5 protein-coding genes are annotated in these 7042 nt (G+C 71.3%); 2 read left to right on the top strand and 3 right to left on the bottom strand.

Annotation, left to right across the window (positions count from 1 at the left end; translation table 11 throughout):
• Positions 1-82: 82 nt before the first annotated feature.
• From N865_RS09855 to N865_RS09845, 3 genes are read right to left on the bottom strand one after another with little or no spacing between them, the layout of a single operon-like run.
• Entirely contained in the window at positions 83-745 is a 663-nt protein-coding gene (locus N865_RS09855) for an MBL fold metallo-hydrolase (RefSeq protein ID WP_034804873.1), read from the bottom strand.
• A gap of 5 nt (positions 746-750) precedes the next feature.
• Positions 751-1452, bottom strand: a complete 702-nt coding sequence (locus N865_RS09850) for a maleylpyruvate isomerase family mycothiol-dependent enzyme (protein WP_034804870.1) — start codon at positions 1450-1452, stop codon at positions 751-753.
• Entirely contained in the window at positions 1439-3262 is a 1824-nt protein-coding gene (locus N865_RS09845; protein ID WP_034804867.1) for a glycoside hydrolase family 15 protein, read from the bottom strand. The genes N865_RS09850 and N865_RS09845 overlap by 14 nt, the downstream gene beginning before the upstream one ends.
• A 96-nt stretch (positions 3263-3358) precedes the next feature.
• On the opposite strand from N865_RS09845, the gene uvrA reads away from it, so the two are divergent.
• Both uvrA and N865_RS09835 read left to right on the top strand, forming a co-directional pair.
• On the top strand, positions 3359-6535 hold the full coding sequence (gene uvrA, locus N865_RS09840; protein WP_034804864.1) for an excinuclease ABC subunit UvrA: 3177 nt from the start codon (positions 3359-3361) through the stop codon (positions 6533-6535).
• Positions 6532-7041, top strand: a complete 510-nt coding sequence (locus N865_RS09835; protein ID WP_034804862.1) for a Rieske (2Fe-2S) protein — start codon at positions 6532-6534, stop codon at positions 7039-7041. The genes uvrA and N865_RS09835 overlap by 4 nt, the downstream gene beginning before the upstream one ends.
• The last annotated feature ends 1 nt before the right edge of the window (position 7042 follow it).

Genomic DNA, 7042 nt, shown 5'->3' with positions numbered 1-7042 from the left:
GACTGTCACCAACGTCCAGGCCGAGTACAGCTAGCAGCAGGGGTGGCGTGCGGCGCTCCTCCGGGAGGTGCGAAGCACCGGTTCACCAGCGGCGGTCGCGCCACTCCTGCAGGTGCGGGCGCTCCGCGCCGAGCGTGGAGTCGTCGCCGTGCCCGGGGTAGAACCACGTGTCGTCGTCGTAGACGTCGAACACGCGCGTCGTCACGTCCTCGATGAGCGAGTCGAAGCTCTGCCCGGGGTTCTTCGTGTTGCCGATGCCGCCGGGGAAGAGCGAGTCGCCGGTCCACAGGTGCGTGTGGCCCTCCGGGTCCTCGTAGGCCAGGGCGATGGAGCCGGGGGTGTGCCCGCGCAGGTGGACCACGTCGAGCGTGATGTCACCGAACGTGACCGTGTCGTCCTGTCCGACCCGCTCGTCCACGGTCACCGGAAGGGCATCGGCGTCGTCGGCACCTGCGACCGTGCGCGCACCGGTCGCGGCCACGACGTCGGCGAGGGCGCGGACGTGGTCCCAGTGCTGGTGCGTCGTCACCACCGCGTCGAGCCCGCCTCCACCGGACGCGACGAGCGCGAGCACGCGGGGGGCCTCGTCAGCGGCGTCGATGAGCAGCTGGGCGCCGGTGGCGACGGACGTCAGGAGGTAGACGTTGTTGTGCATCGCCGAGACGGCGAGCTTGCGGATCGTCAGGTCGGACAGCTCGCGCACGTCGGCGGGGCCGCCGGGCCGCACGACACCGGTGTAGGTCATCGGGCTCATCCTCCGAAGGGGAGTCGGGGCAGGTCGGCGTCGGCGTGCACGCCGCCGGTGCGGCCCCGCGCGAGCCAGAGCAGGACCGCGGCCCGGGGACCGGTCACCGTGACGGAGCCCTCGCCGAGGACGTGCGAGTCGCCCTCGTCGGTGCGCACGGTCATCGACGGGGGGACGTCGGAGGAGCGCAGCCGGGCCACGGCGTCGTCGAGGAGGAGCTCGAGCACCTCCGGGTCGACGTCGGAGAACGCGTAGCCGGCGTCGAGGTCGACGTGGTGGAAGACGAGCTCGCGCAACCGGAGGTACGGCACCTTCTCGACCGGGATGCGCGCCCCGCCCGGGGTCCGCTCGACCGTCATCCCCTCGTGCTCGGGACCGATCCGGGCGGCCTGCGGGGCGAGACGCTCGGCGCTCAGACGGAGGTCCTCGGCGAGCTCCCGTGCCGACCTCGCCGCCCCCGCGTCGATCTCGGCGTCGCGAACGTCGTCACCGGCATACATCGTCACGGCGGCGCCGGTGAGCGCCGCGTCGCAGACGCGCCCGAGAGCGTCCGCGTTGCGCGCGAGGTGCGCCAGGACGTGGCCCCGGGACCAGCCCGTGCACAGCGACGGCGCGGCGATCTCGTCGTCGCGGAGCCGCTCCGCGGTGGCGAGCACCCGGTCGGTCTCCCGCGCGAGGTGGGCGGTGGTCACGTCAGTGGGCCTCATCGACGTCCTCTCCAGCGGCCTGCCCCAGGGCGAGCGCCGCACCGACGAGCGTCAGGTGCGAGAACGCCTGGGGGAAGTTGCCGACCATGCGCTTGCCGATCGGGTCATACTCCTCGGACAGGAGGCCGAGGTCGTTGCTGAGCCCGACGAGGCGGTCCATGAGGGCCCGGCCCTCGTCGGTCATACCCGCCATCGCGTAAGCGGTCACGAGCCAGAACGAGCACGCGAGGAAGGGGTGCTCGTCGCCGGACAGCCCGTCGACACCGGCCTCGGTGCGGTAGCGCAGGACGAGGCCGTCGCGCATGAGCTCTCGCTCGACCGCCCGGATCGTCCCGACCATCCGTGGGTCGTCGCCCTCGATGAAGCCGACCGCGGAGAGGGTGAGCAGCGACGCGTCGACCTCGGTCGTGTCGTAGTGCTGCACGAACGTCTGCTTCTCCTCGTTCCACCCCTTCTCGAGGACCTCGTGGCGCACCCGGTCACGCAGCTCGCGCCAGTGCTCGACGGGCCCGTGGAGCCCGTGCTCCTCGACGGCCCGGATGGCCCGGTCGAACGCGGCCCACACCATGACCCGGGAGTGGGTGAAGTGGCGCAGCGGGCCGCGGATCTCCCACAGGCCGTTGTCCGGCTCCTCCCAGTGCCGCGCGAGGTGGTTGACGAGCGCCCGCTGGAGGTGCCACGACTCCGTGGACTCGGTGAGGCCCCGCGAGCGGGCGTGCTCGAGGGCGATCATGACCTCGCCGAGGACGTCGGTCTGGCGCTGGTCGACCGCGGCGTTGCCGATCCGGACCGGCCGCGAGCCCGCGTAGCCGGGCAGGTGGCTCAGCACCCGTTCGGGCAGGTCGCGGGACCCATCGATGCAGTACATGATCTGCATGTCCTCGGGGTCGCCGGCGACGGCCCGGAGGAGCCAGTCGCGCCACTCGCGGGTCTCCTCGACGTAGCCGCAGCCGAGGAGCGCCTCGAGGGTGAGCGCCGCGTCGCGCAGCCAGCAGAACCGGTAGTCCCAGTTGCGCTCGCCGCCGAAGTCCTCCGGCAGCGACGTCGTCGGCGCCGCGACGATGCCGCCGGTGACGCCGTGGCTCAGCACGCGCAGGACGAGGAGCGAGCGGGTCACGGCATCGGCATACGCCCCGTGGTAGCCGCTGTTGCCCGCCCACCGGTTGCTGAGGGCGAGGGTCTCGGAGATCCGCGAACGGACCCGGAGCGGCGGCGGGACCTCCTCCCGGCTCGGGAACCACGTCGTCGAGAAGGTGAGGACCTCGCCCTCGGCCACGTCGAACTCGTCGACGTGGTGTCCGTCCTGGGCGTGCGGGAGGCGGGCGCCGCGCAGGACGAGCATGTCGGGTCCGGCGACCGCGGTGATGATCTCGTCGGTGCGGCCCTCACGGTCCTCGGTGTGGCGGGTCACCCACGGCCGCGTGCGGCCGTAGCCGAAGCGGACGACCCACTCATGGGTCATTCGCACGGTGCCCTCGATCCCCTCGATTCGCCGGAGGATGTCCGCCCGGCCGTCGCCGAGGGGCATGAGATCGGTCACCGTGACCCGACCGGTCGAGGTCTCGTGCGTCGTCTCGAGGACGAAGGAGTTGCCGACGTAGCGCCGGGTCGTCACCGCGTCGGGGTCGACCGGCCCGATGAGCCAGCGCCCGTGCTCGGGGGTGCCGAGCAGCGCGGCGAAGCACGCATGCGAGTCGAAACGGGGGAGACAGAGCCAGTCGACGGACCCCCGCCGGCTGACGAGCGCCGCGGTGCCGAGGTCCCCCAGCACCGCGTAGTCCTCGATCGGGGTGGGCTCACTCACGCTCATGACGATCGAGTATGCCGCTGAGCCGGGTCTCGCGCTGCCCCCGCGCACCCGCGGTGGCCGACGCGGCCCGACCCATTGTCGGTGGCGCCACCTAGCATGGGCCGGGTGACTGCTACGGCTTCCGGCAACCCTCACGCACTCGTCGTCCGCGGCGCGCGCGAACACAACCTCAAGGACGTCTCCGTCGACCTCCCGAGACACAGCCTCATCGTCTTCACCGGTCTGTCCGGTTCGGGCAAGTCGTCCCTCGCCTTCGACACGATCTTCGCCGAGGGCCAGCGACGCTACGTCGAGTCCCTGTCCGCCTATGCCCGGCAGTTCCTCGGGCAGATGGACAAGCCCGACGTCGACTTCATCGAGGGTCTCTCACCCGCCGTCTCGATCGACCAGAAGTCGACCAACCGCAACCCGCGCTCGACCGTCGGCACGATCACGGAGGTCTACGACTACCTCCGTCTCCTCTTCGCCCGCGCGGGCCGGCCACACTGCCCGGTCTGCGGCGAGCCGGTCACCCGGCAGTCCCCCCAGCAGATCGTCGACCAGCTGCTCACCCTGGAGGACCGCACCCGCTTCCAGGTCCTCGCCCCGGTCGTCCAGGGTCGCAAGGGCGAGTTCGTCGACCTCTTCGCCGAGCTGCAGACCAAGGGCTTCTCCCGGGCGCGGGTCGACGGCGAGGTCATCTCCCTCGCCGAGCCGCCGACCCTCGAGAAGCAGCGCAAGCACACGATCGAGGTCGTCGTCGACCGCCTCGTCGCCAAGGGAGACGACGCCGGGTCGAAGCGCCGCCTCACCGACTCCGTCGAGACGGCGCTCGGCCTCGCCGGCGGGATCGTCGTCATCGACTTCGTCGACCGGGACGCCAAGGCGGCCGACCGCGAACGCCGCTTCTCCGAGAAGATGGCCTGCCCCAACAACCACCCGCTCGGCATGGACGAGATCCAGCCGCGGTCCTTCTCGTTCAACTCCCCGTTCGGCGCCTGCCCGACGTGCACGGGCATCGGCACCGAGCTCGAGGTCGACCCCGAGCTCGTCGTGCCCGACGACGACCTGTCCCTCGCCGAGGGCGCCATCGCCCCCTGGGCCCAGGGTTCCGGCTCGGCCGAGTACTTCCAGCGCGTCATGGCCGCTCTCGCCGACGACCTGACCTTCTCCATGGACACGCCGTGGCGAGCCCTCCCGGCCCGGGCCAAGGAGGCCCTGCTCCACGGGCAGAACTACCAGGTCCACGTCAAGTACAAGAACCGCTACGGCCGCGACCGCTCCTACACGACGGGGTTCGAGGGGGTCGTGCCCTTCATCAAGCGCCGGCACGCCGAGACCGACTCCGACTGGAGCCGCGAGCGCTACGAAGGCTTCATGCGCGAGGTCCCGTGCCCCGTCTGCCGGGGGGCCAGGCTCAAGCCGGAGTCCCTGGCCGTGCTCGTCGGGGGCAAGAACATCTCCGAGGTCTGCGCCCTCGCGATCGGGGAGGCGGCCGGCTTCCTCGACACCGTCGACTTCTCGGCCCGGGAGCGCCAGATCGCCGAGCGGGTGATCAAGGAGATCGACGCCCGGCTCGGCTTCCTCCTCGACGTCGGCCTCGACTACCTCTCCCTCGACCGTCCCGCGGGCACCCTGTCGGGCGGGGAGGCCCAGCGCATCCGTCTCGCCACCCAGATCGGCTCGGGGCTCGTCGGCGTCCTCTATGTCCTCGACGAGCCGTCGATCGGACTGCACCAGCGCGACAACCACCGGCTCATCGAGACGCTCACCCGGCTGCGCGACCTCGGCAACACCCTGATCGTCGTCGAGCACGACGAGGACACGATCGCGACGGCCGACTGGGTCGTCGACATCGGGCCGGGTGCGGGGGAGCACGGCGGCGAGGTCGTCCACTCGGGGTCGGTCAAGGGCCTGCTCGAGCACCCCGACTCGCTGACCGGCATGTACCTCTCCGGCCGCAAGGAGATCCCGACGCCGGCCGTGCGCCGCGGCCACGACGGACGCCAGATCACGGTCACGGGCGCGCGCGAGAACAACCTGCGCGACGTCGAGGTCAGCTTCCCGCTCGGCAACCTCGTCGCCGTGACGGGAGTCTCGGGATCGGGCAAGTCGACGCTCGTCAACGACATCCTCTACAACGTCCTCGCCAACAAGCTCAACGGGGCACGACACGTCCCGGGTCGGCACAAGTCGGTCAAGGGTCTCGACCAGCTCGACAAGGTCGTCCACGTCGACCAGAGCCCGATCGGCCGGACCCCGCGCTCCAACCCGGCGACCTACACCGGGGTCTTCGACAACATGCGCAAGCTCTTCGCCGAGACGACCGAGGCCAAGATCCGGGGCTACCTGCCAGGCCGGTTCTCGTTCAACGTCAAGGGCGGGCGCTGCGACGCGTGCTCCGGCGACGGCACGATCAAGATCGAGATGAACTTCCTGCCCGATGTCTACGTCCCGTGCGAGGTCTGTCACGGGGCCCGTTACAACCGAGAGACGCTCGAGGTCCACTTCAAGGGCAAGACGATCGCCGACGTGCTCGACATGCCGATCGAGGAGGCCGCGGAGTTCTTCGAGGCGGTGCCCGCGATCGCGCGGCACCTCCGGACCCTCAACGACGTGGGTCTCGGCTACGTCCGTCTCGGGCAGCCCGCCCCGACCCTCTCCGGCGGTGAGGCGCAGCGCGTCAAGCTCGCAAGCGAGCTGCAGAAGCGCTCGACCGGGCGGACGATCTATGTCCTCGACGAGCCGACCACGGGTCTGCACTTCGAGGACATCCGCAAGCTTCTCGACGTCCTCCAGGGTCTCGTCGACAAGGGCAACACGGTCATCGTCATCGAGCACAACCTCGACGTCATCAAGAACGCCGACTGGATCATCGACATGGGCCCCGAGGGCGGGTCCGGCGGTGGTCAGGTCATCGCCGAGGGGACCCCGGAGGAGGTCGCCGAGGTCGAGGCCAGCCACACGGGCCGGTTCCTCAAGCCGATCCTCGAGCGGACGGCCCGCACGACCTCCCGGGGTCGGCCGTCAGCCGGCTCGCAGCGTGCTGACGGCGGCCGTCCAGCCACGAAGCGGACGATCGCGGCATCCTCCACCGGCACCCCGAAGGGAGCGGCCAGGAGCGGCTCCACGGCAACCGGCTCGGGGAGCACGACCGCGCGGGCGACCCGCGGGCGCGCCGGGACCGCCGCCGCGAAGACCTCGGCAGCGAGCACGACCGTCCGTGCGACCCGTGCCGACGTGACGAGCAGACCGAGCACGAAGAAGACGACCTCCCGGAAGGGGAAGGCATGAGCGGCTCCACCCAGTCCAGCGGTCCCACCCTCGAGGCGGTGGGTGCCCCCGAGAGCGCCCGCGCCGACGCGGGACCGGCCCTGTTTCCGTCGCTGACCGACCGCCGCGTCGTCCTGCGCGGAGCGGTCGTCGTCGCCGGGGCCGGCGTGCTCGCCGCCTGCAGCAGCTCGTCGCCGAGCGACCCGGGCCCGGGCTCGTCCGGGGCCGGCGGTGGCGGCGGCGGCGGCGCGACACCGACGTCGGAGGTGCCGGTCGGCGGAGGGAGGATCTTCCCCGACCAGAAGGTCGTCGTGACGCAGCCCGAGGCCGGCACGTTCAAGGCCTTCGACACGACGTGCACCCACCAGGGCTGTGCGGTCGCGGCCGTGGCCAACAAGATGATCATCTGCCCCTGTCACGGCAGCGCCTTCGACATCGCGACCGGCGACGTCGTCAACGGCCCGGCGACCGCGCCCCTGGCCGCCAAGAAGGTCACGGTCACGGGCAGCACCTTCACCGTGAGCTGAG

Source organism: Intrasporangium oryzae NRRL B-24470 (assembly GCF_000576595.1).
Lineage (GTDB): Bacteria > Actinomycetota > Actinomycetes > Actinomycetales > Dermatophilaceae > Intrasporangium_C > Intrasporangium_C oryzae.
The sequence above is the reverse complement of the archived record's forward strand: the minus strand, read 5'-3'. Positions and strand labels throughout refer to the sequence as shown.

Excerpts from the sequence above, each read along its gene's own strand:
- N865_RS09855 (WP_034804873.1), bottom strand. The coding sequence starts at position 745 with ATGACCTACACCGGTGTCGTGCGGCCCGGCGGCCCCGCCGACGTGCGC.
- N865_RS09850 (WP_034804870.1), bottom strand. The coding sequence starts at position 1,452 with ATGAGGCCCACTGACGTGACCACCGCCCACCTCGCGCGGGAGACCGAC.
- N865_RS09845 (WP_034804867.1), bottom strand. The coding sequence starts at position 3,262 with ATGAGCGTGAGTGAGCCCACCCCGATCGAGGACTACGCGGTGCTGGGG.
- uvrA (WP_034804864.1), top strand. The coding sequence starts at position 3,359 with ATGGGCCGGGTGACTGCTACGGCTTCCGGCAACCCTCACGCACTCGTC.
- N865_RS09835 (WP_034804862.1), top strand. The coding sequence starts at position 6,532 with ATGAGCGGCTCCACCCAGTCCAGCGGTCCCACCCTCGAGGCGGTGGGT.